This is a genomic window from Xanthomonas cassavae CFBP 4642 (genome assembly GCF_000454545.1).
Lineage (GTDB): Bacteria > Pseudomonadota > Gammaproteobacteria > Xanthomonadales > Xanthomonadaceae > Xanthomonas > Xanthomonas cassavae.
The window spans coordinates 663,079-688,604 of record NZ_CM002139.1; the positions used below are offsets into that span (position 1 = coordinate 663,079).

Here is a 25,526-nt window from a genome sequence, read left to right on the forward strand (position 1 = left end):
TTACGCCCCTTGTGCCGGCGGCGCCTCGCCAAACTCCTGGCGTAATGCGTCGACGCACTCGTCGACGAAGCGGCGCACCTTGGACGAGCCGCGACGTCCTTCCACATGCACCACATGCACCGGTTCCGGTGCGATTTCGAAGTCTTCCAGCACGCAGGCGAGTTGCCCGCTGCGCAGGTGCTCGCGCACCTGGTAGGACGGCACCTGGGTCAGCCCCCATCCCTGCAGTGCGGCGTGGATGGCGGCGTTGGAGGCGCTGACGCTGAGCCGCGCGCCCACATCCACCAGATGCTCGCGGCCTTCCACCCGGAACGGCCAGCGCGGTGAGCGTTCGGCCGATGAGATCGTCACGGTGGCGTGTTGCATCAGCGCATCCGGATGCGGCGGAACACCATGCGCGCGCAGATAAGCGGGCGTGGCACACACCATGCGGCGCACGCTGCCGACCGGGATAGCGGTCAGCGACGAATCGGGCAATGCACCGATCCGCACGGCGACATCGATGCCCTCATCCAGCAGTGCCATCACCCGATCCAGCAGGATGGCGCGCACCTGCACCTGCGGATAGCGCTGCAGGAAGCGTGTCACCACCGGCATCACGTGCAGGGCGCCGAACATCTGCGGTGCGGTCACGGTGAGCACGCCGCCGGGCAGCGCGTGCAGTCCGGCCGCGCGGGTTTCCAGTTCGTCCAGCTCGCTCAGCAGGCGCCGGCAATCGCTGGCGTATTGCTGGCCGGCTTCGGTGAGCCGCATGGTGCGGGTGCTGCGGACCACCAGCAGCACGCCAAGGCGGCGCTCCAGCTGCGCAATGGTGCGGGTGACCGTGGCGGTGGAAATGCCGAGCTTGCGCGCCACCGCGGCAAAGCTCGCCTGCTCGGTCAGCGCCGCAAATAGCGTCATTTCCTGGATGCGATCCACCGGTGCCTCGCGCTCGACCATCACCTTCGACAAGGCGCGAAGCCTAGCAGCCCGCAGTGATCGCGCCGCCAAGCTGCGCCTGCCCATATATGCGAGCGCAACCGCTGGGCACGGCATTGCGCGCCACGCAATGCTCCATTCAACGCCACGGTGGTTCTCGCGCCACGTCGGCAGACCTAGCATGGCCGCCATTCCACATGCCCTTGCCGGATCACATGCATGCCGAGTCACCCACCACGTTCACGCCACACGACGTCCCGGCACTGCGCGAGCGCCGCAGTTTCCTGCGCGTGTCCTGGATCGGCACTGCACTGGCCCTGGGTGCCGGCGTACTGCGAGCGGCCGACGCACCCGGCCACCATTTTTCACCCCTTGAAGGAGACAGCATGTCCCACGACCCCACCCAGCGCGTCCGCTATCGCACCCAGCAGGTTGGCGATGTCGAGGTGTTCTACCGTGAAGCGGGGCGCAAGGACGCGCCGGTGGTGTTGCTGCTGCATGGTTTTCCCAGCGCCAGCCACATGTTCCGCGACCTGATGCCGTTGCTGGCAAGCCATTACCGCCTGATCGCGCCGGACCTGCCTGGCTTCGGCATGACCAAGGCGCCACCGCGCGGGCAGTTCGAGTACACCTTCGACGCGCTCTACAAGGTGATCGAAGGCTTCACCGATGCGCTGGGCCTGGCCCGCTATGCGCTGTACGTCTTCGACTACGGCGCGCCGGTGGGCCTGCGCCTGGCGGCCGCAAACCCGCACAGGGTCAGCGCCATCATCAGCCAGAACGGCAATGCCTATCTGGAGGGCTTCAGCGACCAGTGGGATGCATGGCAGGCGTACTGGCGCGAGCCGACGGACGCCAATCGCCAGGCCTGCCGTGCCTCATTGTCGGCGCAGACCATCCGTGAGTGGCAGTACGGCACCGGTGCCGACCCGAGCAGGCTCTCGCCCGACGGCTACACCCTGGATATCGCCTACATGGCGCGCCCGGGCGCCGAAGAGATCCAGCTGGATCTGATCCTGGACTACCGCAGCAACCTGCAGGCCTACCCGGAGTTCCAGGCGTATTTTCGCGCCCATCAGCCGCCGTTGCTGGCGGTGTGGGGCAAGCACGATCCAGCGTTTGTCCCGGCCGGCGCGCAGGCCTATCGCACCGATCTGCCGAACGCTGAAGTGCACCTGCTCGACACCGGCCACTTTGCGCTGGAAACCCATGCGGCCGAGATTGCACAGATCATCGGCGCGTTCCTGCCGCGCGCGCTGCAGACGGCGACCTGAGTCGCCGGCATCGGGTTGTGGGATGCATTCAAGCCGCTGTCATGCGTGCTGTGCGTGGAAGACAATGACAAGCGGCTCCAGCCAGGCCACTGGTGGCCACAGCGCATGCCGGCCGATCTGCGGCCGGCCGGGCTGCGCGATCAGCGGCGACCCGCGTGCCTGCCAGACCTAATCGGCAGACAGCGAGCCCAGGGTGAAGCTGGACACCGCGTTGACCTTGCCGCGCCACAGCACGCCGCGGTTGCTTGGCAGCGGCTGGCCGCCGGGTGAGAAGCAACGCGCATCGATCAGGTGGATGAACTGCGGCGGTGCGCTGCTCTGCTGGCTCTCGTCATCGGCGTCGTAAATGCTGGCATGGCTGGCGAATGCAAGACGAATGTCTTCCTTCTCCTCGTCGCTGCCGGGAAACGCCGCAGAAAATTCCTGCGCAAAGGCTTCGAAGTACTGCTTGCCGCTCACCAGCTGGCCCGAGACGATCACGCCTTCCACAAACAGGGTAATGCCGAACTGCGTATTCGACGCGTTGGCAATGCCGACCAGCTTCTGCAGATACCAATCCACGCTCTGGCCATCGAAGGCCAGCTTGACGTCTTCCAGCGACGGTTGATGTTGATCCTGGTCTGTCATGGTGCTCTCCTCTAGGTGGATTCGACGACGCGTCGTGCGCATGGCGGATCTGGATCACTGACCATGCGTGCGCAAGCATGGCACACGTCTTCCCGCAGTGACTGCGGCCGGGTTCGCTCCGGCCGTGTCGAAAGCACCGTGTTGTGATGCATGAACGCCTGTGCCGCCTGCACGCGGCCTTGCGTCGGCGTGGCACCGCCGCGGTGGTCGCAGCCGCCTGCGGTGCTCACCACCCTGCAACAACGCCGTCCGAGCGCGGGTCGCTGGCGCCGCTGATCACGCCATCGGCCTGCCGCACCAGTGCACCGGCGTGCCCCATCACCGCCGTGTAGGCAGGCAGCAGTTCCACCGCATGCCCGGCCTCGCGCAAGGCCTGCACCAGCGCTGGATCGAAGCGGTCTTCCAGCTTCAGCGTGGTGCTGTCCTCGCCCCAGGTGCGGCCGAGCAGCCAGCGCGGCGCCGTGATCGCCTGCTGCAGCGGCATGCCGAAGCGGGCGTAACGCGAAAACAGCGCGGCCTGGGTCTGTGGCTGGCCTTCGCCGCCCATGGTGCCGTAGGCCATGACGCGGCCATCGTCGAAGGTGGCCAGTGCCGGGTTGAGGGTGTGGAAGGGTTTGCGCCCCGGGGCGAGCGCGTTCCAGCCGTCTGCCGCCAGGCGGAAGCTGCAGCCGCGGTTCTGCCAGGTGATGCCGGTGCGCGGCAGCACCAGGCCGGAGCCGAACTCGAAGTAGGTGGACTGGATGCAGCTGACCGCCCGCCCGGCGGCGTCGATGGCACCGAACCAGACCGTATCGCCGGCCTGCGAGGGTTGCGGCCAGGGCTGGGCACGGGTCATGTCGATGCGTGCGGCCAGGGCGTCGAGCGCGGCGCCGTCGTCCAGCAATGCCTGTGCATCCAGCGTCATCCACGCCGGGTCGCCGACATGCGCATCGCGGATCAGGAAGGCCTGTTTGGTGGCTTCGATCAAGCCGTGCACATGCGCAAGGCTGTCGGCCTGGGTCACCTGCAGGCGGTCGAACAACGCCAGGATCAGCAGCGAGGCCAGGCCCTGGGTGGGTGGCGCGTGGTTGTAGACGCGTGCACCGGCAATGCCCACCGACAACGGCACGCTGCGATCGGCGCGGTGCGCGGCCAGGTCGTCGGCATGCAGCGGGCTGCCGAGCGCATGCAGGTCGGCGGCGATGTCGGCGGCGAGTTCACCGCGATAGAAGCTGTCCAGGCCGGCGTCGGCCAGCCGCTGCAGGGTGCGTGCCAGTTGCGCTTGCTGCAACAGCGCGCCTTCGCGCAGGGGCACGCCGTGGGGCTCGAAGATGCGTGCGTAGGCGCCGGGCTGGCAGCGCAGTTCGTCGCCCTTGCTGGCCGCGATCTGCGCCCCGCCCGCAGTGACCGGCACGCCGGCGCTGGCATGGTGGATGGCATCGGCGAGCAGGCGCTGCAGCGGTAGCCGGCTATCGGCCTGTTGCAGCGCCAATGCCCAGCCGGAGACGGTTCCGGCCACGGTATTGGCCGCACCGGGGCCGCGCCATGGGATGCCGGCCTGGCCGGCGTAGACGTCCAGGGTCGCTGCGCGCGCGGCGCGGCCGCAGGCATCGATGGCGTGGACGCGCCCATCCGGCTCGCGGATCAGCCAGAAGCCGTCGCCGCCGATGCCGGTCATGTGCGGGTACACCACGGCCAGACAGGCGGCGGTGGCAACGGCCGCTTCGATGGCGGTGCCGCCGTCGCGCAAGACATCGCGGCCGGTCTGTGCGGCCAGGTGATGCGGGGCCACCACCATCCCGCGGCAGGCGCGCAAGGTCTGCAGCATCACTGGCCCTGCGCGGGGGGGCTGAAGGCCAGGTGCCCATCGCGTTCGAGCTGCGCGGCGAGGGCGAACAGGCGGTCTTCGCGGCCGGGCGCGGCGATCAGCTGCACGCCCAACGGCAGGCGCCCCGGACGCGGCAGCGGCGCGGCCAGCACCGGGCACCCGGCCAGGCCAAGCGGCTGGGTGAAGATGCCCAGGTTGGCGCGTGCCGAGACAGGCAGGCCATCGATCTGGATGGTGTCCTGATCGATGCGCGGCGCCACGCACGGCGTGGCGGGGGCGATCAGCACGTCCACCCCGTCCCACAGCGCCCGCATCGCGGTGGCGAACCAGCGGGCGAACGCCTGCGCATCGGCCACTGCGCTGGCCGGCAGCTGCAACCCGGCCAGCAGGCGGTCGCGCGTGGCCGGGTCGAACTGCTCGGCCTGCGTTCCCAGGGCGGCGCGATGGCGGTGGCCGCCTTCGGCGGCGGTCAGCACGAAGGCCGCCGCGCGGGCACGTTCGGCGTCCGGCAACTGGATCACCGCGGTGCTGTTGCAGGCTTGCATCAGCGCGCCCAGGCCGGCCTCCAGCTCGGGATCGAGAGTGTGCTGGAACCAGCCGCCAAGCCGGGCGATGCGCAGCGTGTCGGCAGGGCAGGCGGCAACTGGCTGCCCGAGCATCACTTCGTGTACGCGGCGCAGATCGGCCACCGAGGTCGCGAAGGGCCCCACCACGTCCAGCGCATCGACGAAGGGAAACACGCCCTCCAGCGGAATTGCGCCATGGCTCGGGCGCAGGCCATATACGCCGCATAGCGCGGCGGGCACGCGGATCGAGCCGTTGGTGTCCGAGCCCAGCGCGAACGGCACCAGCCCCGCCGCCACCGCTGCCGCCGAGCCGCCCGACGAGCCGCCGGCCAGATGCTGGGGGTCGTGCGGGTTGGCGGTGGTGCCGTAGTGCGCGTTGACGGTGGCAAACCCGTAGGCGAATTCGTCCATGTTGGCCGTGCCGACCAGTACCGCACCGGCATCGCTCAGGCGTTGCACCACCGCCGCATCGCGCTGGGCCGGCGCGCAGTGCGCGCGTACCGCCGCGCCGGCGGTGGTGACCTGGCCGGCGACATCGAACAGGTCCTTGACCACGAACGGCACGCCCGCCAGCGCACCGCCATCGCTGCCACCGGTCAGCGCCGACTGCACGCGCGCGGCATCGGCGGCGGCGCGCGCCGGCAGCAGGCGGGTGATCGCACACAGGCGGTCGTTGGCCTGGTGGATGCGTGCCAGGGTCCGGGTGGCCAGGCGCGCGGCTTGCGCGGGCTGGCTGCGCGTGGTGGCGACGATGGCCGCGATCTGGCCCCGCGGGCCGGCCGTGTCGTGGGCGGCGGCGCGTGGCGGGGTGAAGCTGGCCAACACGTGCGCATGGCCGCGCAGGATGTCGGAATTGCGATCGACGCCGGCTTGCCACTGCGCTGGGAGTTGCATGGGTCACCTTGGGGTTGGGAATCGGGAATCGAGAATCGGGAATGGATAAATCGGGTTTTTTTCTGGCTGATTGCAGTCAATGGGTTTGTTGGTGGTGCGTGGGAACGCGCGGCAATTGACTGCAGTACAGCGTATGAGCTGCGTAATCTGGTTATTAGAAGTAGAGAGCTGGATGAGGCTTGCGCTGCGGATGGAAGGACTCGATGGAAGCGCGGAAATGCGGGTTGCAGCTGCGTTGTCGGGGTGCCTCTGCGCGATCTAAGCATGCGGGGGCGGCGTGAGGCGTCGTTTTGTCTCAGCGCCGGGATCTGCCGCTTTCCCGCGCGAGAGGGATTAGGGCGAGGTGCCCGGCCAGTTGACGACTGATCAGGCGCGCGCTGGATCGCGTTCTACCTACGCAACGCGCGACACGTCGTGATCAACTCCCTCATCTGTGCCGCGTGCCGCTTGGTCCCGTGGCAGTGGAGGCAACGGCCTGCCCACGGCCGGCGGCTGCGGTGCGGTGAGGCGGTCCACCAGGAGGTGTTCGAACGCCTCCACATCCACCGCATGCACCACCGTCTGTGCCTGCTCGCCCAGGCCGGGTTGGTAGCCCGGTGCCCATGACAGGATGTCGCCATAGCCCGCCTCGAAGGCAGTGTTGGTATCCACATACACCGTGTCGGTGCGGGTTGCGAGTTCTGGCCGCAGCCACAGTGCCGTGGCCAGCTCATCCCACATCGGAAAGCCCGGCTCGCGCCGGCGCAGTGCGTGCCCGATCGTCGTGTCGGCGGCACTCATGCGCGCGAGCAGGTGAGGGGTGAGTTCGGTGGCGGTGGAAGGGTCCACCGGCACCATGGCGATCTTGCGCCACGGGGCATGCATGACGATGCGGGCCGCTTCCGGATCCCAGCGGATATTGAATTCGCGCCGCGGCGAATTGACGAACTCGCGCGCGAATTGCTGTGCGCTCACGCTGTTGCGTTGCTGCCGCGGATTGAGGCTGCCGCCCATGTAGACCAGTTCGCGTGCCAGCGTGGCGAACGCCGGGTCCAGCGATTGCGCCAGCGCCAGATTGGTCAGCGGGCCGGTGGCGATGATGCTCACCTCGCCCGGGTACTGGCGCACCATGCGCAGCATGAACAACGCGGCCGGCTCGTCGGCCGGGCGCACCACACTGGGATTGCCCAGCGCCAGGTCGGGCACTACGTCGTGCGCGTGATAGCGCGGCGCGCTCTGCACGGTGTCGCCATCCACCCACTGCCGCGTCCACGCACCTTTCCAGACCAGCTTGCCGTACAGCGCTTCCCAGCGCTCGGTGGCGGCCTCGCTGTTGAGCAGCGGATGCACCGGGCCCGGCAGCACCGGAATCTGCGGGTGGCCGGCCAGTTCCAGCAGGCGGCAGGTATGCGCCAGCACTTCGTCGCGCCAGATGTTGCCGCTCACCGCGCTGATGCCGAGCACCTCGACCTCGGGCGATTGCAACAGCAGGACATGCGCAGGCGTGAAGCCATCGATATCGTCTTCGAGGATGACGCGGCGTCTGGATGCGGTGGCGTTCGGGTCGGTCATTGCGCTTTTGTCGTGGAAGGTCGAGTGCGTTGCAGCGGCGATGGATCAAGAGCGTTTGTAGGAGCGTGCCTGCGCGCGACGGGGAGTCACCGGTAAAGCCCGTTCGCGCTCAAGCGCGCTCCTACCTGCAACAGCATGCGCTCGTACTGCGCCAGGTCGATTTCCAGCCGCCATTGCAGCTGCGCCTTCTCACTGGCCTGGCGAAAGGCGCGGCAGTGGGCATCGTCTGCCTCGCGTTGCAATGCGTCGTGGCAGGCCTGGACGCCAGTGCCATCGGCAGTCCACAGGCTGGCACCTGGCAGGAAGCCATACGTCAGCCCATTGCGGGCCAGCTGCTTGAGTGTGGGGTAATCGATGCCCTGTTCCTGCATGGCGCGTTGGTACTCGTGGGTCATGTCGGCACGCGACACGCCGGCATCGTCGGTGGACAGCACCACCGGCACGCCTGCGCGCAGGTACATCGCCAGCGGGTGTTGCGCGCCCTTGACGCCCAGAATCACGTCGTTGCTGGTCAGGTTGATTTCCACCGCCACATGCTGCTTGCGCATGCGCTCCAGCAGCCCGCTGGCATCGTCCTCGTAGGGCAGGTCCACACCATGGCCGATACGGCGTGCGCCGGCATCCACGGCCTGGCGGATATGCGAACGCAGCTGCGCCGGCGGTACCAGGCCCAGGGTCAGTTCGCCTGCATGCAGGGACAGCGGCACGCCTGGATAGCGCGTGGCGAAGAAGCGGAACATCGCCATATGCCGCGAGTAGTCGGCCAGCGCCACCGGGTTGTCTTCGGGCGCGACGATGTTGACCGCCACCGCGCGGCTGCCACCGGCGGCCACCAGCGCATGGGCAAGCGCCATCTGCCCGAACACCACCGGCTGCGGCAGCACGCGCAGCACATAGGGCACGTAGCGATAGGTGACCCGGCAGCCGGGGCGCGCATCGGCCTGGTCGCAGCGCAGCACGCGGCGCACCTGCGCATCGATGTCGGCCAGCGCCGCCTGTGCGGCCTGCACCAGCGGCGGCAACGCCTGCTGCAGGGCGGCCAGGTTGGCACTGTCGTCATCGCCTCGCCAGGGCAGCGCTTGCATGCGCTGCGCGGCCTGATCCATCTGCGGTGGGTTGGCGATGATTTCCACGTAAGGCACGCGGTCGCGCGCGGCCTGGTCGAGCACCGCGGCCACGGTATCGGCCACGCGTGTGCGCACCACCGCATCGAACTTGCCGAAGCTGCCGAAGAACTGGCCGTGCCCGGTGGGCTGCGCGGCAGTGGGCAGGAACCTGCGCATCGACAAGGCATCCACCACCCGCCCGTACAACGCTGCATTGCGTGCGGCCAGGCCGCTGGCCGGCTCCTGCCCCGTGCCGCATGGCGGCGCGCGCAGGCTCAGGTCGTCCAGTTGTACGCAGGCGCCGTCTTCGCTGGCCCACTGCAGGTAGTCCTCGGCATACACCGAACCGGACAGGTGGTTGTGCAGGTCGCCGCCCTTGGGCATGGCCTGCAACCAGGCGCGCAGCTGTGCAGGGTGCGCGGCGGCAGCGTGGAACAGCTGCGCCACCTGTTGCTCGCGCTGCTGCGCGGGAGCAACGGGAGCCGTGCGTGCCTGGGCGATGCAGGGCAACAGCACGCAAACGCTCAGGATCAGATAACGATGCAGACTCGACATGCAGGAAACACTCGCTAAAGACAGTAGGGCCTGGTGGCTGCGGGCGGCTGCACAGGGATGCCAGGCAGGAAAGCGGTGGCGTCCAAGGCAGGCATGGCAGATGCAGGCTGCCGCCACACAAGCACGATGGCGTGCGCAATGCCAGCAGGAGGACTGGCGGACACCACATCACCGGCTCTGCGCAGGCGGTGCCTGACCGGCCGCACCATGCAGCCGGCAGCGTCGCTCGCGCGCCAGGCAATCACCGCCGCGCGTGCCAGGCTGCGCCGGTGACGACCACATGCGGCGCGACTGCGCGAGCACGCATTTGCGCATGCCAGCATCGGCTCATTCCAGCGCATAGCGCAGCACGAACAAGCCGGCGATCGCCCAGGTGGCCGGGTGCACGCCGCGCCAGCGGCCGCTGCCGAGCTTGAGCGCCGCGTAGGTGATGAAGCCCAGTGCCAGACCGGTGGCGATGGAATAGGTGAGCGGCATGGCGAGCATGCAGATCGCCGCCGGTAACGCTTCGTTGACATCGTCCCACTGGATCTGCGTGCACTCGCGCAGCATCACCGAGGCCAGATAGATCAGTGCCGGCGCGGTGGCATAGGCCGGCACCATGGCCGCCAACGGCGAGAACAGCAGCGCCAGCAGGAACAAGGCGGCGACCACCAGTGCGGTCAGGCCGGTGCGCCCGCCGACCTGCACGCCGGCAGCGCTTTCCACGTAGGCGGTGGTACTGGAGGTGCCGAGCAACGAGCCGGCCAGGATGGCGGTGCTGTCGGCCAGCAGGGCGCGGTCGAACTGCCGGCGTTGCGCCTGCGTGCGCAGCAGGCCGGCGCGCTGCGCCACACCCATCAAGGTGCCGGTGGCATCGAACATCTCCACCAGCACGAACACCAGCACCACATGCAGCACCGCCGCAAGCGCACCGCTGCCGCCGTGGCCGTGCAGCGCGCCGGCAATATCTAGCTGCAACAGCGTCGGCGCCAGGCTTGGCGGCAGCGACAGCACGCCCTGGTAGCGCACCAGACCCAGCGCCAGCGCCGCGGTGGTGACGGCCAGGATACCGAGCAACATCGCCCCCCGCACGCGGCGCACGTCCAGTACGCCGATCAACAGCAGGCCAGCCAATGCCAGCAGCGGTTCGGGCCGATGCAGGTCGCCCAGGGTCAGCAGCGTTTGCGGATGCGCCACCACCAGCCCGGCCTTCTGCAGGCCGATCAGGGCCAGGAACAGGCCGATGCCGACCGCGATCGCGCTGCGCAATGTGGCCGGAATGCCATCCACCAGCCAGCGCCGCGCGCCGGTGACGGTCAGCAGCAGGAACAGGCAGCCGGAGACGAACACCAGCCCCAGCGTCTGTTGCCAGCTGTAACCCAGCGTGCCCACCACCGTGAAGGCGAAGAACGCATTCAGGCCCATGCCCGGCGCCATGCCGATCGGGTAGTGGGCCAGCACGCCCATCAGCAGCGAGCCCAGCGCCGCGGCCAGGCAGGTCGCCACGAACACCGCGCCATGGTCCATGCCGGTGGTGGCCAGGATGTCGGGGTTGACGAAGATGATGTACGCCATCGTCAGGAAGGTGGTGGCACCGGCCAGCAGCTCGGTGCGCGCAGTGCTGCCATTGGCGGCCAGCGCGAATCCGGGCCAGCGCATCAGCGTGCGTCCTCACCGCGGAACAAGGGAATCACACGGCAGGCAGGCATCGGCAAGGCTCTCTTCAACACAGGGCATCCAGAGCGCGGCCCGTGGATGCGGGCTGCTCATCTTGCCTTGTGCGTGCAGATTTGCCAGCGCCGTGGTCCATTGCAGCGCGTGATCGCCGTGGCGCATCGGGATGGCCGGTACCGGGGAGCGCTGCGCGGCCTGCCGGGAGCTGCGCAACGCCTGCGGTGCGCGCACGATGCTGCCGGCTCAAAGATCCAGCACCAGGCGCGGCGAGCGGCTGCGCGAGCAGCACAGGGTGATCTGCGTATTGCTGGCCCGCTCGGCGTCGCTGAGCACGCTGTCGCGGTGATCGGGGACACCGGCGAGCACACCGGTCAGGCAGGCCCCGCACATGCCCTGCTCGCACGAGAGCGGCACCTCGATCCCGGCATCCAGCAGGGCGCTGGCAATGCTGCCATCGGCCGGTACCTGCAGCACGCGGCCGCTGGCGGCCAGTTCCACTTCGAAAGCGCGCTCCGCACCGTGATCGTGGGCGGGATCGACCGCGGCGAAACGCTCGCGATGCAGTTGCGCCGCCCTCCAGCCACGCGCCAGCGCCAGTTGCGTGAAGTGATCCATGAAGGCCGCCGGCCCGCACAGGTACAATTGATCGCGTGCGCGCGCCTGGCCGAGCTCCTCGGGCACATGCACGCGCGGGCTCTGCCCGCCATCGCTCAGGTGCAGTTGCACCTGGCCGTGCAGAAAGCCTTGCTGCAGCCGCTGCCCGAAGGCCACATCGGTATGCCGGCGCACGTAGTAATGCAGCACGAACGGCTCGCCGCGCGCTTCCAGCGCTTCGGCCATCGACAGCAGCGGGGTGATGCCGATCCCGGCGGCCAGCAGTACATGCCGTTCGCCCGGATGCAGCGGAAACAGATTGCGCGGGCTGGAGATCTGCAGGCGGTCGCCGGGGCTGAGCTGCTCGCACAGGTGCCGCGAGCCACCGCGCGAGGCATCGGCCAATTTGACGCACAGCACATAGTGATCGCGCACATGCGGCGCGCTGGCGATCGAATACTGGCGGATCATGCCATCCGGCAAGTGCAGGTCCACATGCGCGCCTGCCTCGAATGCGGGCAACTCGCTGCCGATCGACTCCAGCCGGATCGCACGCTGGCGGGGGCCTTGCTCGGCCACTGCGGCCACACGCACTTCATGCAGGCTCATGGCGCGCTCCTTGGCGGTCAACGCAGGAAGAAGTCGCTATAGCCCTGGCTGCGCAGGCCACGGCGGTAGGCGATCGAACTGCGATCGGCCGGGATGTGCACCTCCAGCAGCGGGTCCAGCGGCAGGTATTCGGGGCGCTGTGCTTCCACCATGGCGCGGTCTTCCTCGAACACGCGCAGGTTGAAGGCATGCACGTCTTCCACCGCCAGATGGGTGTCGAAGTTGCGCGCGATCGGCACCAGCAGCCGCGTCTTGTGCTTGGACACCGGGCTTGCGGCATTCATGATCACCAGCCGCTTGCCCGGCACCGGGAAGTGGATGGTGAGCGTGGCGGTGAACGGCAGATGCACCTCGAAATGGCGCAGCCACTGGAAGCTGGGGTCAACGTCCGGCAGCGGCATGTCCACCGAATAATTGGCCACGCTGCTGAGGTAATCGGCGTTGAAACCGGTCGGCGTCTCGGTGGTGGTGTAGGCCGGCACGTCGCGCTTGTCCGGTTGGGCAAAGGTGGCGGTGTGCACGAAGGCGAAATGCGCCACGTCGATGAAGCCTTCCAGTTGCCGCGCCGCGCTGCCGCCGATGTCGAAGGCAGGGCAGACGATCTGCTGAAAGCCGTCCTCGTCCCAACCCGGCATCGGCGGAATCTGCACCTCGGCCTCGCTCACCCCGGCGGGTCTGGCCAGGCACACCCAGATCAGGCCGTAGCGCTCGGCCACCGCATAGGTGTGCAGGCGCATCTTGGCCGGGATGTTCTGCGTGGGACTGGCCGGAATGTGATTGCAACGCCCGCCCGCGCCGAAGCGCAGGCCGTGGTACGCGCACACCACGCCGCCGCCATCGGCCGTGCCCATGCTCAGCGGCACGCCGCGGTGCGGGCAGACATCGCGCGCAGCCACCAGCTCCTCGTCCAGCCGATACAGCACCAGCGGCTCATCCAGCAGGGTGGCCTTGAATGGCGCCTGCCCCACCTCGCTGCTCAGCGCCACCGCGTGCCAGTGCTGGGCCAGGCGCTGCCAGTCGGCCGCCTCGAAGGTGCAGTGCAGCGGCAGGGCGGGGACGGCGACATCCATGGGGCGGTCTCTGGCGTAGGGCGGGGAGCGGTGCCGGATTGACTCTAGGAAGCCGGGGGTGTGTGATCAAACATCGTTTTTCCGCAAAGCCATTGCAAAAAATGCAACGCCAACCGAGCTACGCCCCATGCTGACCTTCTCCCGTTTCACCCGATACTTCATCGAAGTGGCCCGCTGCGGCAGCATCCGCAAGGCCTCCGAGGTGTTGCACGTGTCGGCCTCGGCGATCGACCGGCAGATCCTCAAGGCCGAGGAGGAACTGGGCGCGCAGCTGTTCGAGCGCCTGCCCGGGCGTCTGCGGCTCACTGCCGCCGGCGAGCTGCTGCTGGTGGACGTGCGCGGCTGGGAGAAGGCCTACGCGCGCACGCTGGAGCGCTTCGACGAGCTCAAGGGTCTGCGCCGCGGGCACGTGGAGATCGCCATGATCGACGCGCTCAGCGAGGGCGTGGTGCCGGCGGCGGTGGCCGCGCTGGTGCAGGAGTACCCCGGCATCACCTTCAATCTGTCCACCGCGCGCAACCAGCGGGTGATGGAGATGGTGACCTCGGCGGACGTGGACATCGGCCTGCTGCTGGACCCGGTGAGCAGCGTGGACCTGGAGGTGCGTGCGTTCGCCGATATCCCGCTGGGCATTGCGATGCCGGTCGGCCACCCGCTCAGCACCCGCACCGAGTTGCAGCTCAGCGAGACGCTGGAACATCGTCTGCTGTTGCCGGCCGCGCCGCTGATCGTGGGCGAGCATGCCAAGGTGCTGTACCAGCGCCAGCATATCGATGTGAAGCGGCTCACCCACTGCAATGATGTACGCACGCTGCGCGGCCTGGTGCGTGCCGGTGCCGGCGTGGGGCTGATGTCGTGGCTGGACGCCGCACCCGACGTGGCCGATGGACGCCTGGCCTTCGTGCCGTTCCGCCAGCATCTGACCAAGCCGATGACGCTGGCGCTGTGCGTGGCCCCACAGCGGCAGCTGTCGCGCTCGGCGCAACTGGCGATCCAGGCCTTGGCGGCAAAGATCGATGCGATGACGGTGCCGGAGGTGGGGTGAGTGTCTTGCGCAAGCGGCCCTCACCCCTGCCCCTCTCCCGCAGGCGGGAGAGGGGAACGGCAACGCACTCGCTCCGAACCGATGACGCTGGCGCTGTGCGTGGCCCCACAGCGGCAGCTGTCGCGCTCGGCGCAACTGGCGATCCAGGCCTTGGCGGCAAAGATCGATGCGATGACGGTGCCGGAGGTGGGGTGAGTGTCTTGCGCAAGCGGCCCTCACCCCTGCCCCTCTCCCGCAGGCGGGAGAGGGGAACGGCAACGCACTCGCTGCAGGGCGCTGGTATGCAGGTACCGCTGGCGGCATCTAGTGCTGTCAGCTGTATTCGGGTCCGTAGAGCGCGCGTAGATGCGGACGAAAGGATGCAGACGTTGCTCGCCGCGCGCGGATACCACCGACAGCATGCAGATGCTGCAGCAGCTGTCCCTTCTCCCGCCTGCGGGAGAAGGTGCCCGCAGGGCGGATGAGGGCAACGCTCACCCAGTACACTCGCAGCTGCTCTTTCAGACCACACCCGCACCATGCAGTTGATCGATATCGGCGCCAACCTGACCCACGACTCCTTCGACCGCGATCGCGATGCGGTGCTGCAACGCGCCCAAGACGCAGGGGTGTCACAGCTGGTGATCACCGGCGCCAGTCGCGAGCATTCGCCGCTGGCGCTGCAACTGGCGCAGCAGCATCCAGGCGTCCTGTACGCCACCGCCGGCGTGCATCCGCACCATGCGGTGGAATTCACCGCCGAATGCGAAGCGGAAATGCGTACCTTGCAGGCACATCCGCAAGTGGTGGCAGTGGGTGAATGCGGGCTGGATTACTTTCGCGATTTCGCACCGCGCCCGGCCCAGCGCAAGGCCTTCGAGCGTCAACTGCAACTGGCCGCCGACAACGGCAAGCCGCTGTTCCTGCACCAGCGCGATGCGCACGAGGACTTCCTGTCCATCATGCGCAGTTTCGACGGCAAGCTGGGTGCGGCCGTGGTGCATTGCTTCACCGGCACGCGCGAAGAACTGTTCGCCTATCTGGATCGCGATTACTACATCGGCATCACCGGCTGGCTGTGCGACGAGCGCCGCGGCGCGCACCTGCGCGAGCTGGTGCACAGCATCCCCGCCAACCGGCTGATGATCGAAACCGACGCGCCTTACCTGCTGCCACGCACGCTCAAGCCCATGCCCAAGGACCGTCGCAACGAGCCGATGTTCCTGTCGCATATCGTCGAGGAGCTGGCACGCGACCGTGGCGAAGCCGTGGCCGCGACGGCTGCCAACAGCACGGCGGCGGCGCGCAGTTTCTTCCGTCTGCCGGTGCCTGCTGTGGCCGATTGAGTCAGCGGTTGCACGCCGCGGCCGCGTTACCGCGCAAGTGCAATGCCGGGATCGAGATGTCCTGACCATCAAGATACTGGTGCGCGGTGCATCGGTTCGCCGTCTGACGATAACGCAGTCGTCTTGCTCGCCGCTCTAAGCCGCCAGCAGCTCCCAACCTTCGCACGTCGCGATAGACGCGCAGTGTGAGGTCGGGATCCAGGCAGGGCAGGACGAGGTGACGAAGATGCATGGCATTCAAGTCGATGGGAAGAGTCTGCATTGGACAACCTCAATCGCAGTTGAGGTCAAGCGCTGCGTGGCGATTCCTGCAACGCGATGCGCCATCGTGCGGTGTTCCATGGCGATGCCCGGGACCGGCGCAAGGGTGGTTGCCGCCGCAGGCGCTCAGATCAACTCCGCCAACGCCCATAGATGGCGCACCAGTGGCGCGCTTTCCAGCGCGCCGGGTGCCACCGCCAGCGCCAGCCGCGCCAACGGCATGCGCCCGTCGATATCCAGGTAACGCACACCCGGGCGTTGCAGTTGTGCGGTGGAGGCGGGAACCACCGACACACCGAGTTCGGCAGCAACCAGATTGATGATCGACGACATCTGCGGTGCTTCCTGGGTGATGCGCAAGGTCACGCCGGATTCGCGGCAGGCGGCCAGGATTTCGTCGTAGAGGCTGGAGCCGAAGCTGCGCGGAAACAGGATGAAGGGCTCGCCGACCAGCGCGGCCAGCGGTGCGCTGGCGCGCGCGGCCAGCGGGTGCGCGGCCGGCACCGCGATCTTCATCGGCTCATCGGCAAAGCGCAGCAGGTGCAGATCCGGCGGGGTGCTCAGCCCATAGCGCACGAAGGCCGCATCCAGGCGGCCTTCGGCCAGACCCACCAGCAGACTGGCGGTGTTGGTCTCTTCCAGCAGCAGTTCGACCTGCGGCCACTGTCGGCGGAAATCGCGAATCAATCGCGGCACCACCGGGCTGAAGGCCGCCGAGGCGGTAAAGCCCATGCGCAACCGGCCCGATTCTCCGCGCGCCACGCGACGGGCCGTTTCGGCGGCGCGTTCCACATCGGCCAGGACCCGGCGCACTTCGCCCAGGAATGCCTCACCGGCGGGGGTCAGTTCGGCACCACTGTGGGTGCGGCGGAACAGCGGTGTGCCCAGTTCGCGCTCCAGGCTCTGGATCTGCTGGCTCAGCGGCGGCTGGCCGATGCCGACCCGCGTGGCGGCGCGGGTGAAGTTGCCTTCTTCGGCAACCGCCAGGAAATAGCGCAGGTGACGCAGCTCCATGGCATCTGTTTCATATATGGCAACTGCGAGCATCATATATTGGACAGGGGGTCGTGGCAGGCGAATACTCGCCATCCGACGTCTCCACCGAGTCTGCGTGTCTTCTTCCGATCCCCGCCCATGGCCGAGCGCTGCCGCGCGTGTCGATACCGCCGCGCCGGCCACTGGCCGCATCCGGCTGGCCTTGTTCCTGGCCGGCTTTGCCACCTTCTCGCTGCTGTACAGCGTGCAGCCGGTGCTGCCGGAATTTGCGCGCAGTTTCGGCGTGGATGCGGCGGTGGCCTCGCTGCCGTTATCGCTGGCCACCGGCGGCTTGGCACTGGCGATCTTCTGTGCGGGCGCGGTGTCGGAAAGCCTGGGCCGGCGCGGGCTGATGTTCGTCTCGATCGCAGTGGCCGCGGTGCTCAATCTGGTGGCCGCCTTCCTGCCGGACTGGCATGCGCTGGTGGTGGTGCGCACCTTGTCCGGTATCGCGCTGGGCGGGGTGCCGGCGGTGGCCATGGTGTACCTGGGCGAAGAACTGCCCGCCAGCAAGCTGGGCGCGGCCACCGGCCTGTATGTGGCCGGCAATGCCTTCGGTGGCATGACCGGGCGCATCATGATGAGCGTGCTGACCGACCAGACCGACTGGCGCACCGCATTGGCGCTGCTGAGCGGGTTCGATCTGCTGTGCGCGTTTGCCTTCCTGTGGCTGCTGCCGCCTTCGCGTCATTTCGTGCGCCGGCATGGGGTCAACCTGCGCTTCCATCTGCATGCCTGGGCCGGGCATCTGCGCGACCGCAACCTGCCATGGCTGTTCGCGCTGCCGTTCCTGTTGATGGGCGTGTTCGTCAGCCTCTACAACTACGCCGGGTTTCGACTGGGTGGGGCGGAATTTGCGCTGAGCCAGAGCCAGATCGGCCTGATCTTCAGCGCGTATGTGTTCGGCATCGTCAGCTCGTCGGTGGCCGGCGCGGCATCGGATCGTTTCGGTCGCGGGCCGGTGGTCAGCGCCGGCATCGTGTGCTGCGTGGTCGGCGTAGCGCTGACCCTGGCGCATGTGCTGGCGCTGGTAGTGGCCGGCATCGTGTTGCTGACGATCGGGTTTTTCATCGCGCATTCGGCCGCCAGCGCGTGGGTGAGCCGGCTGGGCGGGGCCCATCGCAGCCATGCCGCATCGCTGTATCTGCTGGCCTATTACGCCGGCTCCAGCGTGATCGGGGCGCTGGGCGGCTGGTTCTGGCAGCACGGCGGATGGGCCGGGCTGGTCGGCATGTGCCTGACGCTGCTGGCGCTGGCGTTTGCTGCGGCGCATGTCTTGCGCCAACGCGCGAACGATGCCCGTCCCTATGGCCGCTTCGCGCCGCATCCAGCGCGTGGCGAATGAGCCAGGCTGACAGGGCCGTGCAGCGATCGCAGCAGCGGTAAAAGACGCCTACGGCACGATTGGCGGCGTGCACTAGCCGGACGAGGTGACGCGCTTGCCGCGCGCGCGTTGCGGCGCGGAAACCGCAGATGGTTGCTGCGCAAGGGTGGCCAGCAGACGCGCGCGTCTGCGCTGCAGATCGGCCAACTGGCGTTCGATCAGTTGCAGTCGCTGGCGATGTGCCGGCAGGGTTTCCGGGCAGAGCTGCGCGCCTTCCACCAGCCGCATGCAATCGGGAAAGCGGCGGATGTCCTCCAGGCTGAAGCCGGTCCCGATCAGGCGCTGGATCTGACGCACCTGGGTCACGCAGCTGGCCGGAAACACCCGATACCCATTGGCGCTGCGCGAAGAGGTCAGCAGGCCCTGTGCATCGTAGTGGCGGAGCGCGCGCACGCTGACACCGCTCAGCTGCGCGAGCGTACCGATCCGCAGGGTGGGTGTGGATGTGGAAGAGGTCACCATCTGCCAAGCATACGTGGCACGCCACGCTTGACCCTCACATTGGTGTCAGGCGTCGAAGATGCGCGCTCCCGGGTTCTGGAGTGCATCTGGATGTGGATTGATCCTGTTGCGCGGATGCGTATCCGTTGTTGGCGGCTCGCGCTCGCCGCTCTGCTGTTCTGTTTCTGCGGTATCGCCTCAGCGCACCCGCCTGCAACAACGCGCTCGCGCAGCTATAGTGTCACCGCTCCCGATGGCGTGGCCCTGGCCGTGCAGGAGCATGGCGCCAGCGACGGCCCGGCACTGGTCTTGGTGCACGGCCTGCTGGGCAGCCGCATCAACTGGGATGCGCAGCTGGCCGACCCGCAACTGCAACGTTACCGGTTGATCACCTACGACCTGCGCGGGCATGGCCTGTCCGGCAAGCCCACTGCCGCATCGGCCTATCAGGACGGCACGCGCTGGGCCGACGACCTGGCGGCAGTGCTGAAGGCCGCTGATGCCCACGATGCCGTGCTGGTGGGGTGGTCGCTGGGTGGAGCGGTGATCAGCAATTATCTCAGCCGGTATGGCGATGACGGCCTGGGCGGCGTGGTGTATGTCGATGGCGTGATCGAACTGCGCGCGCAGCAACTGGGGGCACACCCGTCGATCTATCGCGACCTGGTGTCCGACGACCTGCGCACCCATCTGCAGGCGGTCCAGAACTTCCTGCGGCTGTGCTTTGCCACTCAACCGCCTGCGCCGGTGTTCGACACCCTGCTGGCCAATGCAGCCCTGGCCTCGTGGGACATGCAACGCGCAGTGCAAGGCATGTCGATCGATACCGCCGGCCTGCAGCGCACCCGGCTGCCGGTGCTGCTGCTGTACGGCGCGCGCGATGCGCTGGTGCGGAGCGCGCCGACGCTGGCGCGTGCACGTCAGTTGCAGCCGCGCGCGCAGATCCGCCTGTATCGGCAGGCAGGCCATGCCCCGTTTCTCGAAGAAAGCGCACGCTTCAATCGGGATCTTGCGCAGTTCATGGAGCAGGCTGGCGTTGCGCAGTGAGCGCAATGGGCAGCGGCGGGATTGCGTGGTGAGGGGTGCGCGTGTGCAATGACAAGCAATGATGCGCCGCGCTCGTACAACCGGCGTGTCGGTAAGCGCAAGGCCCGCTTGCCGACTGCTGCAATCCTGGGTGGCGGCCCCTCCTGTGACGGCGCGCCACCCTCCAGGCGGTTGCTTGGAATCGACCATTCCGGCCCAATGTCATGAGCTCGCTCACAGCGGCACGCGTGGGCCATCCGCCTGCATCCGGCGCCTTCGGCAGCGCGTACTAGATGCCGAGCCGTGCCGATGACGCTGTGCACTGCAATCCACACGGTTCACTGCATCATCGAGCAAGCGTGCGCTGCAGCCGGTCCGGTAGAGCTTGCAGCGCGTTGCGCGCAGTGTGTGTCTGCAAGGCGATCCCATGCCAATTGGAGGTGTTCGATGACCGCTGTCCTAGCCCAAGCCGACGACGCGCTGCAGGCGTTCATCGAGCGCCACCAACGCCTGTTCGTGCTCAGTGGCGCCGGGTGCAGCACCGATTCGGGCATTCCCGATTACCGCGACCTGCAGGGCGGCTGGAAGCGCCCGCAACCGGTGACGTTTCAGGCCTTCATGGGCGAGTTGTCCACGCGCCAGCGCTACTGGGCACGCAGCCTGGTGGGCTGGCCGCGGTTCGGGCTGGCCAACCCCAATGCCACCCATCACGCACTCGCCGCGCTGGAAGCACGTGGCCAACTGGAATTGCTGCTCACCCAGAACGTGGACCGCCTGCACCAGGCTGCCGGCAGCCTGGCGGTGATCGACCTGCACGGCCGGCTGGATGTGGTGCGCTGCATGGGCTGCGAACGGCGCATGCTGCGCACCGAGTTCCAGCTGCTGCTCGAGCAGGCCAATCCCGGCTGGGCCGACCTGGAGGCCACCCAGGCGCCCGATGGCGATGCGGATCTGGACGATGTGGCATTCGACAGCTTCGTGGTGCCGCCATGTCCGGCGTGTGGCGCTGTGCTCAAGCCGGACGTGGTGTTCTTCGGCGAGAACGTGCCGCGCGAGCGGGTGGAGCGCGCGTTCGCGCATCTGCAGGCGGCCGATGCGGTGCTGGTGGTCGGCTCGTCGCTGATGGTGTATTCGGGCTTTCGCTTCGTGCAGGCCGCGGCACGCAATGGCGTGCCGATCGCGGCGTTGAATTTCGGGCGCACGCGCGCCGATGCGCTGTTGAGCCTGAAGGTGGAACGCTCGTGCGCCGATGCGCTGGCCTTTCTGCAACCACCGCCTGATCCACTGCACACCACAGCGGCCAGATACGGCAGTGCGCGCTCTGCATGACGCAGTGATCCATTGCCGCGGTTGTGCGGCGGCGCGGCACACAGTGCAATGGGCGTTCCCCCGTTGCGCCTGGATGTTGCCTTGAGCCAGTTGTTCACTCCCATCGCGTTCGGTCCGCTTGCGCTCGCCAACCGCATTGTCATTGCACCGATGTGCCAGTACTCCGCACAGGACGGCTGCGCCACCGATTGGCATCGCATCCATCTGGGCACGCTGTCGCAATCGGGCGCGGGCCTGTTGATCCTGGAAGCGGCCGCGGTGCTGCCGGAAGGGCGCATCAGCTACGCCGATCTCGGGCTGTACGACGATGCCAGCGAGCGTGCGCTGCGCGATGTGCTGCAATCGGTGCGCGGCTGGTCGCCGATGCCGATCGGCATCCAGCTGGCACATGCCGGGCGCAAGGCCTCCACCGACCTGCCGTGGAAAGGCGGCGAGGCGATCGCGCCCGACCACGCCAATGGCTGGCAGACCGTGTCCGCCTCGGCGCTGCCGTTCCGCGACGGCCAGCCCTCGCCGCAAGCGCTGGATGAGGCCGGCATCGACGCGGTGGTGGCCGCATTCGTCGAATCGGCCACCCGTGCAGAACGCCTGGGCCTGCAGCTGATCGAGCTGCACGCCGCGCATGGCTATCTGATGCATCAGTTCCTCTCGCCGCTGAGCAACCAGCGCAGCGATGCCTATGGCGGCTTGCTGGAGAACCGTATGCGGCTGACGCTGCGCATCTTCGATGCGGTGCGTGCGGCGGTGTCGGCACGGATGGCGGTGGGCGTACGTATTTCGGCCACCGACTGGGTGGACGGCGGCTGGGATCTGGAGCAGAGCATCGCGCTGTCCGAGGCACTGGATGTACGCGGCGCCCACTGCATCCACGTGTCCAGCGGCGGGCTGGATCCGCGCCAGCAGATCGCGCTGCAGGACGGGTACCAGATTCCGTTTGCGCAGGCGATCCGCGCGCAGGTGGGCACGCCGGTGATCGGTGTCGGCCTGATCACCGAGCCGGCGCATGCCGAGGCAATTTTGCAGGATGGCCAGGCCGACGCCATCGCCCTGGCGCGCGGCATCCTGTACGACCCCCGCTGGCCCTGGCATGCCGCGGCCGCACTGGGTGCCAGCGTCACGCCGGCACCGCAATATCTGCGCAGCGAGCCACGCCAGGCGCGCGGCGTATTCGCCAGCTGACGCCCAACACGCAGGCCATACAGAAGAGGACACGCATGCCGATAGGATTTCTGGGGTTGGGCACGATGGGCCTGCCAATGGCGCAGAACCTGCTGCGCGCCGGCTTCGAGCTGAGCGTGTGGAACCGCTCGCCGGAACGCGCGCAGCCGCTGCGCGATGCAGGTGCCATGGTGGCGGAGGCCGCGCAGGCCGCTGCGCATGGCCCGTTGCTGTTTTCGATGCTCGCCGACGATAACGCGCTGCGCCAGACCGTGCTGGAAGGCGGCGTGCTGGATGCGCTGCCGGCCGGTAGCGTGCACGTCAACATGGCCACCATCTCGGTGGCGCTGGCGCATGAATTGACCGCCCTGCATGCCGAGCGCGGTATCGCCTACGTGGCGGCACCGGTGCTCGGCCGTGTCGATGTGGCCGAAGCGGGCAAGCTCAACATCCTGGCCGCCGGCGACGATGCCGCGCTGGCACGCGTGCAGCCGATGTTCGATGCGCTGGGGCAGAAGACCTGGCACATCGGTCGCGCGCCCGAGCAGGTCAATGCGGTGAAGCTGGCGGCCAACTTCTGCCTGGCCAGCGCCATCGGCGCCATGGCCGAAGCCAGCGCGCTGGCCCGCGGCCATGGCGTGGACGCCACCCAGTTCCTGGGCATGCTCACCAGCACCTTGTTCGCCGCGCCGGCGTACCAGGGCTATGGCCAGCTGATCATGCAGCGCCAGTACAGCCCCGCCGGCTTCACCGCCACCCAGGGCCGCAAGGATGTGGATCTGGCGATCCAGGCCGGCGCCGAGAAGCAGGTTCCCATGCCGTTGGGTGAGCTGCTGCGCGCCAGCCTGGACGACGCGATCACCCACGGCGACGGCAATGCCGACTGGGCCGTTCTGGCCGAAGTGGCAGCGCGCCGCGCGGGGCAGGCGTGAGCCGCATGGCGACTGAGCTAGCGTGTTTTGCGTTGAAGCGTCTTGGCTGGTGCGAGTTCGGTAGCTGGAAGAGAGTAGGCGCTCCTGCACGGTCGCCTTTAGTTCAAAGCACACTCCACTCCCGCGATTGAAGAACACTACCCCGGCTGGTGGAATAAGGCCCCTCTCCCCGCGGGAGAGGGGTTGGGGTGAGGGTACGTCAACCGACATAACTGAAGCGCAGCCCACCAGTTGCGTTGAGCGGCAGGCAACCAGACCGCGGCGAGCCTTCTGCACAGCTAAACCCACAGGCACAGGCGCGCAGTCCGCGCGCAGTCACTGGCAGGCATATGGCGATCCGGTCCTGCGCTGGCCTGCCTCACAACCGGAGCGAGATCCGCTGCTGCCACCCATCACAAGCCCTGTGTGCAGCGTCCCCTTGAGCAGCCACTCAAGCCACCACCCAAGGCGCAGTAGATAAACGAACGCCGCCGCACAGCACATCGCAGGCCCGTGGCAGCTTGATGTCGTTCTCCAGGCCCCGGTTGGCTTGAGGCAATCTCCGCAAGCGGCTAAGGTGCCTGCTCGATTCGGTCCGGTAACGATCTGCGCGATGCGCACGGCGTTGCAGCCATCACCAGCGCCTTCAGGGAGAATGCGATGCGACACCTGCACATCGGGCCCGGTTCCTCCGCGTGCCCATCGCGCGGAGCGACCTATGCCGGTGACGCACCATGACCACCCCGCCAGTCATCGACAAAGGCCAGGTCGGCCCGGACCATCCCGAGCATCCGGATCATTACCTGTTCGCGCAGATCCGCGAGGCGGTGAGCGTGCTCGATGCCGAATTGAACAAGCCCACCGACGAGGCCAGCGAACGCATGGCCGCACGCCTGCTGCCGCTGGCCAAGCAGCATGGCTTCGATCAGGTGGACCATGTAGTGCTCAGCCGGCATGTCGGCGAAGTAGGCGAGAACGTGTTTCTGGTGCGTGGCGAGCTGTCCGATCCGGCGCACCTGCGTGCGCACATCACCACCCAGGATGCGATGGAGACCTCCGTGGAAGATTCGCTGGCGCAGCTGGATGAAATCAATCGTCGCCTGATGCTGCGCCTGCCGCCGCGCTGACGCATCCGACCGACGCGTGACCCCCGTCGCAAGCCGTTGTGCACGCGGTCTGCAGAGTACCAACCGCCGTGATCGGGGTCGACTACATCGTCGCAGATCGCGACCGTGCCCCATCTGCAGCACGGCTTCGCAGCACGCCGCGAACCTGCGTGCCGCAAAAGTTACCGACGCAAACACTGCGCCGGTGGCCGCATGCATTGGCTATCATCGCCCGATGCGCTCCGACTACATCCTCACGCTCTCCTGCCCTGACCGCACCGGTATCGTCTATCGCGTGACCGGTCTGCTGTTCGATCTGGCCTGCAACATCCTCGACGCGCAGCAATTCGGCGACGACGAAAGCGGCCGCTTCTTCCTGCGGGTGCATTTCAACAAACCGCCCGGCACCGGGATCGCCACCCTGGAACAGCGGTTCGCTCTGCTCGCCAACGAGTTCCAGATGGCCTGGCAATTGCACGATGCGCGCCGCCGCGCGCGGTTGCTGGTGTTGGTGAGCAAGCAGGGGCATTGTCTCAACGACCTGTTGTTTCGCATGCACAGCCGGCAACTGCCGGTGGACATCGTGGCCGTGGTCTCCAACCATGCCGACTTCGCGCCGCTGGCCGCGTCCTATGGGATTGATTTCCACCACCTGCCGGTCAGTGCAGACACGCGTGCCGCGCAGGAAGCCCAGCTGCTTGCGCTGGTCCAGGAGCTGCACATCGACCTGGTGGTGCTGGCGCGCTACATGCAGATTCTCTCGCCTGCGCTGTGCCGCGCATTGGCCGGGCGCGCGATCAACATCCACCACAGCTTCCTGCCCAGCTTCAAGGGCGCCCAACCGTATCACCAGGCGCACGCGCGCGGGGTCAAGATCATCGGCGCCACCGCCCATTACGTTACCGAGGACCTGGACGAAGGCCCGATCATCGAGCAGGACGTCGCCCGCGTGGATCACGCCATGACCCCGCGCGACCTGGTACGCCTGGGCAGCGACACCGAATCGCTGGTGCTGGCCCGTGCCGTGCGCCGCCACGTCGAGCATCGCATCGTGCTCAACGGACATCGCACGGTGGTGTTTCGCTGACGACGTGCCCGCCGCCTGCAGAAGGGTGGGTACCCTCTCGGCCTCATGTTCAAGGCGGGCCAAGAGATGCATCCCTACTCACACAGCGTCGAACATTGCCGCCATCAATACGGGCTCAGATGCACATGAATTTCCCTGCCGCATGGATGTTGGCGCTTGCCTTGGTTACGGCTGATACGCCGGCCTCGGCG

At 67.7% G+C, this 25,526-nt stretch carries 22 protein-coding genes and 1 pseudogene; 11 read left to right on the top strand and 12 right to left on the bottom strand.

The features are described from left to right. A complete protein-coding gene (locus tag XCSCFBP4642_RS0102890) occupies positions 1 to 942 on the bottom strand; it encodes a LysR substrate-binding domain-containing protein (protein ID WP_029218460.1) in 942 nt (313 codons plus the stop codon). A 362-nt stretch (positions 943 to 1,304) separates the two neighbouring features. Here XCSCFBP4642_RS0102890 and XCSCFBP4642_RS0102895 point away from each other — a divergent pair, with 362 nt between their 5' ends. After that, positions 1,305 to 2,192, top strand: a complete 888-nt coding sequence (locus XCSCFBP4642_RS0102895; RefSeq protein ID WP_029218461.1) for an alpha/beta fold hydrolase — start codon at positions 1,305 to 1,307, stop codon at positions 2,190 to 2,192. A gap of 168 nt (positions 2,193 to 2,360) precedes the next feature. On the opposite strand, the gene gvpU is transcribed toward XCSCFBP4642_RS0102895, so the two are convergent. The 8 genes from gvpU to XCSCFBP4642_RS0102940 all read right to left on the bottom strand — a co-directional run bounded on the left by gvpU (position 2,361) and on the right by XCSCFBP4642_RS0102940 (position 13,227). Beyond that, complete coding sequence (gene gvpU / locus XCSCFBP4642_RS0102900; RefSeq protein ID WP_029218462.1) at positions 2,361 to 2,819, bottom strand: gas vesicle accessory protein GvpU; 459 nt, start codon at positions 2,817 to 2,819, stop codon at positions 2,361 to 2,363. A gap of 226 nt (positions 2,820 to 3,045) precedes the next feature. Further along, complete coding sequence (locus XCSCFBP4642_RS0102905; RefSeq protein WP_029218463.1) at positions 3,046 to 4,626, bottom strand: gamma-glutamyltransferase family protein; 1,581 nt, start codon at positions 4,624 to 4,626, stop codon at positions 3,046 to 3,048. After that, entirely contained in the window at positions 4,626 to 6,086 is a 1,461-nt protein-coding gene (locus XCSCFBP4642_RS0102910; protein WP_029218464.1) for an AtzE family amidohydrolase, read from the bottom strand. Before XCSCFBP4642_RS0102910 ends, XCSCFBP4642_RS0102905 begins: the two co-directional genes overlap by 1 nt. Positions 6,087 to 6,479: 393 nt before the next feature. Continuing rightward, positions 6,480 to 7,637 (bottom strand): nucleoside hydrolase, encoded by a 1,158-nt coding sequence (locus tag XCSCFBP4642_RS0102915; protein WP_029218465.1) that lies wholly within the window; start codon positions 7,635 to 7,637, stop codon positions 6,480 to 6,482. An 86-nt stretch (positions 7,638 to 7,723) separates the two neighbouring features. Next, positions 7,724 to 9,298 (bottom strand): adenosine deaminase family protein, encoded by a 1,575-nt coding sequence (locus XCSCFBP4642_RS0102920; RefSeq protein WP_029218466.1) that lies wholly within the window; start codon positions 9,296 to 9,298, stop codon positions 7,724 to 7,726. 327 nt (positions 9,299 to 9,625) lie between these two features. Further along, entirely contained in the window at positions 9,626 to 10,939 is a 1,314-nt protein-coding gene (locus tag XCSCFBP4642_RS0102930) for an NCS2 family permease (RefSeq protein ID WP_029218467.1), read from the bottom strand. A 258-nt stretch (positions 10,940 to 11,197) separates the two neighbouring features. Continuing rightward, on the bottom strand, positions 11,198 to 12,157 hold the full coding sequence (locus XCSCFBP4642_RS0102935) for a PDR/VanB family oxidoreductase (protein ID WP_029218468.1): 960 nt from the start codon (positions 12,155 to 12,157) through the stop codon (positions 11,198 to 11,200). A gap of 17 nt (positions 12,158 to 12,174) precedes the next feature. After that, positions 12,175 to 13,227 carry an aromatic ring-hydroxylating oxygenase subunit alpha gene (locus XCSCFBP4642_RS0102940; RefSeq protein WP_029218469.1) on the bottom strand — a complete coding sequence of 351 codons (1,053 nt, stop codon included), beginning with the start codon at positions 13,225 to 13,227 and terminating at the stop codon, positions 12,175 to 12,177. Positions 13,228 to 13,354: 127 nt separating this feature from the next. On the opposite strand from XCSCFBP4642_RS0102940, the gene XCSCFBP4642_RS0102945 reads away from it, so the two are divergent. The 3 genes and pseudogenes from XCSCFBP4642_RS0102945 to XCSCFBP4642_RS0102955 all read left to right on the top strand — a co-directional run bounded on the left by XCSCFBP4642_RS0102945 (position 13,355) and on the right by XCSCFBP4642_RS0102955 (position 15,597). Beyond that, positions 13,355 to 14,272, top strand: a complete 918-nt coding sequence (locus tag XCSCFBP4642_RS0102945) for a LysR family transcriptional regulator (protein ID WP_029218470.1) — start codon at positions 13,355 to 13,357, stop codon at positions 14,270 to 14,272. A 72-nt stretch (positions 14,273 to 14,344) separates the two neighbouring features. Continuing rightward, positions 14,345 to 14,467: pseudogene (locus XCSCFBP4642_RS28160) on the top strand (LysR family transcriptional regulator); the annotation flags it as partial. Between the two features lie 323 nt (positions 14,468 to 14,790). Then, a complete protein-coding gene (locus XCSCFBP4642_RS0102955; protein WP_029218471.1) occupies positions 14,791 to 15,597 on the top strand; it encodes a TatD family hydrolase in 807 nt (268 codons plus the stop codon). Position 15,598: 1 nt separating this feature from the next. Here XCSCFBP4642_RS0102955 and XCSCFBP4642_RS26350 read toward each other — a convergent pair whose 3' ends face one another. Together XCSCFBP4642_RS26350 and XCSCFBP4642_RS0102960 are read right to left on the bottom strand one after the other, a co-directional pair. Beyond that, positions 15,599 to 15,859 (bottom strand): hypothetical protein, encoded by a 261-nt coding sequence (locus tag XCSCFBP4642_RS26350; protein WP_084624377.1) that lies wholly within the window; start codon positions 15,857 to 15,859, stop codon positions 15,599 to 15,601. A gap of 125 nt (positions 15,860 to 15,984) precedes the next feature. Beyond that, positions 15,985 to 16,872 carry a LysR family transcriptional regulator gene (locus XCSCFBP4642_RS0102960; protein WP_029218472.1) on the bottom strand — a complete coding sequence of 296 codons (888 nt, stop codon included), beginning with the start codon at positions 16,870 to 16,872 and terminating at the stop codon, positions 15,985 to 15,987. 97 nt (positions 16,873 to 16,969) lie between these two features. Here XCSCFBP4642_RS0102960 and XCSCFBP4642_RS0102965 point away from each other — a divergent pair, with 97 nt between their 5' ends. After that, complete coding sequence (locus tag XCSCFBP4642_RS0102965) at positions 16,970 to 18,238, top strand: MFS transporter (protein WP_029218473.1); 1,269 nt, start codon at positions 16,970 to 16,972, stop codon at positions 18,236 to 18,238. A gap of 72 nt (positions 18,239 to 18,310) precedes the next feature. On the opposite strand, the gene XCSCFBP4642_RS0102970 is transcribed toward XCSCFBP4642_RS0102965, so the two are convergent. Then, positions 18,311 to 18,739, bottom strand: coding sequence for a MerR family transcriptional regulator (locus XCSCFBP4642_RS0102970; RefSeq protein ID WP_033897930.1), 429 nt, complete (start codon positions 18,737 to 18,739; stop codon positions 18,311 to 18,313). Positions 18,740 to 18,829: 90 nt separating this feature from the next. On the opposite strand from XCSCFBP4642_RS0102970, the gene XCSCFBP4642_RS0102975 reads away from it, so the two are divergent. From XCSCFBP4642_RS0102975 to purU, 6 genes are all read left to right on the top strand, one after another. Then, entirely contained in the window at positions 18,830 to 19,765 is a 936-nt protein-coding gene (locus XCSCFBP4642_RS0102975; RefSeq protein ID WP_029218475.1) for an alpha/beta fold hydrolase, read from the top strand. Positions 19,766 to 20,191: 426 nt separating this feature from the next. Next, positions 20,192 to 21,073 (top strand): NAD-dependent protein deacetylase, encoded by an 882-nt coding sequence (locus XCSCFBP4642_RS0102980; RefSeq protein ID WP_029218476.1) that lies wholly within the window; start codon positions 20,192 to 20,194, stop codon positions 21,071 to 21,073. A gap of 48 nt (positions 21,074 to 21,121) precedes the next feature. Continuing rightward, on the top strand, positions 21,122 to 22,252 hold the full coding sequence (locus tag XCSCFBP4642_RS0102985; protein WP_029218477.1) for an NADH:flavin oxidoreductase/NADH oxidase: 1,131 nt from the start codon (positions 21,122 to 21,124) through the stop codon (positions 22,250 to 22,252). A 35-nt stretch (positions 22,253 to 22,287) separates the two neighbouring features. Next, complete coding sequence (locus XCSCFBP4642_RS0102990; RefSeq protein WP_029218478.1) at positions 22,288 to 23,163, top strand: NAD(P)-dependent oxidoreductase; 876 nt, start codon at positions 22,288 to 22,290, stop codon at positions 23,161 to 23,163. A 713-nt stretch (positions 23,164 to 23,876) separates the two neighbouring features. Then, positions 23,877 to 24,269: an XVIPCD domain-containing protein gene (locus XCSCFBP4642_RS0102995; protein ID WP_029218479.1), complete on the top strand. Its 393-nt coding sequence runs from the start codon at positions 23,877 to 23,879 to the stop codon at positions 24,267 to 24,269. A 214-nt stretch (positions 24,270 to 24,483) separates the two neighbouring features. Then, positions 24,484 to 25,335: a formyltetrahydrofolate deformylase gene (gene purU / locus XCSCFBP4642_RS0103000; RefSeq protein WP_029218480.1), complete on the top strand. Its 852-nt coding sequence runs from the start codon at positions 24,484 to 24,486 to the stop codon at positions 25,333 to 25,335. The last annotated feature ends 191 nt before the right edge of the window (positions 25,336 to 25,526 follow it).